At 32.3% G+C, this 1,686-nt stretch carries 1 protein-coding gene; it reads right to left on the bottom strand.

What is annotated here, in order from left to right:
• Positions 1–145 precede the first annotated feature (145 nt).
• Positions 146–1,378 (bottom strand): hypothetical protein, encoded by a 1,233-nt coding sequence (locus M4I23_RS19420; protein WP_249755514.1) that lies wholly within the window; start codon positions 1,376–1,378, stop codon positions 146–148.
• Positions 1,379–1,686: the final 308 nt, after the last annotated feature.

The raw sequence follows: 1,686 nt of genomic DNA, 5'->3' as shown, positions 1-1,686 counted from the left end.
GTATATGGTTTGTTGCGTGTTTCAAGCAACTAATTTAGTAAATAATTACGGACAAAGAAAGTCCGCGAGGACTTTCGCAAGTAGGCACGAAGCCAGCAATAAATTATATACGGTGTTAGCACACGTACTTATTCCGTTTTCTAATTCAAAAGTCCAATTCTTTATTCAAATAACAATCACAACCAATATGAAAAGGAACTTTCGGTGGTGAATTTTTAGAATATTTTTTCTTGGAACATTCGACAGCTTTTGGACAAGCATTTTCATTATGCAATGGTTCAACTGTATAGCCTTTAATATACTCTTTATCCTCTTTCAATTCACGCCACGAGTAAAATGAATTTCTAAAAGTTTGAGTTAATAACTTAACTTCTTCTTCGTGGTATTTCCAAGTTTGAGAAAGTTCGTTAAGATTTATAGAATTGTATTTTTCTGGCAATGGATTTAACTTAAAAAGTTCACGTAGTGAAATCTTCTTTCCAATAAGTTCTTCTGTGTTTCCTTGCTCCAGTATAAACTCTACAGCTTGTTTTTTTCTGTAATATTTCTTTTCAGGATTATTTGCAATTTCATTTAGTTCTTTAAGCGTTAAAGTCAATAATATTTCGTCATTTGGAATTTCGTTTCCACGTTTTGCTAAACCTGATTCTGAAAGTTTTTCAAACATTGGTCGAGCATAAGCATCTGCAGACATTATACGAACTTTGTCCAATTTATCTGCATAACTTAAATAAGTCTGTATGTTTTCAAATCCGTATTCCTTTATTAGTTCATCGTCAATCGTGATGTCTTTCGGTTCGTATTCAAACAATACTTCTAAATCACAATTGGCTCTTTCGTAAAGTTCGTTGATAGCCTCTTTTCTAAAATCCACAAGAATATCTTCTTTGTCTTTAATTCCTGAAATTCCCCAATCTTTCGATACTTTTTTTAATTCCTCAATTTTCTCAAAATATTGTTTCGCATATTTTGATTTATAAGATTCTATTTCTTTAATCCGCAAATTGTGTAGTGCAAATAGTCCAACAATTTCTTGCTCTGTTTTATATCCGCGACTTTCATCGTCATCTAAAATAGTTCGAAGCTTTTCCGCTATTTGTTTTTCAGCGTTTTGTAATGTTATAATAAAAGGTGATTTAGGATTCAAAATCCAATCTTGATTAGAATCTTGTTTAATTGGCGGAAATTTTTCTTCTCGGTACGAACTTGAACTTGAACTTGAACTTGAACTTGAACCTGAACTATAAGAAGTTTTTATTTCAACTGTTATTGGACTTTGTTCCTTTATGTTACTTTTCGGTTCCTTATTTTTCTTTGAAGACTTTGCAATTAAAACTATAATTGCTCCAATAATAACTAAAGTAATAAATGTTCCCATAGGTTTTTTTGTATGTGTGCTAACGGTTACGTATAAGAATAGTGCGTAGTTTGTGTGCGAGGATTTTCCGAAGGAAAATCAGATGCAACCAAACGCGCATTTACTCTTGGTTAGGTACTAAACTAAGCATTATTTTTATACAATGTTGGCATGCGTGTTTTTTTTGTTGGACTTATTTTACGACAGATATGCGTTTGAATTTAGAAAAGTGAGAGTTTTTTTGAGCATGAGTAAAGTCAGTCGCGCGTAATCTTTGAGTTTCGTTTGTCAAAAGTCAGATGTTTTGCGCAAGAGTAAAGTCAGTCGTT

The organism is Algibacter sp. L4_22, from assembly GCF_023473045.1.
Classification (GTDB): domain Bacteria; phylum Bacteroidota; class Bacteroidia; order Flavobacteriales; family Flavobacteriaceae; genus Algibacter.
Note: the sequence above shows the minus strand (reverse complement) of the source record. Positions and strands in the feature narration are given on the sequence as shown.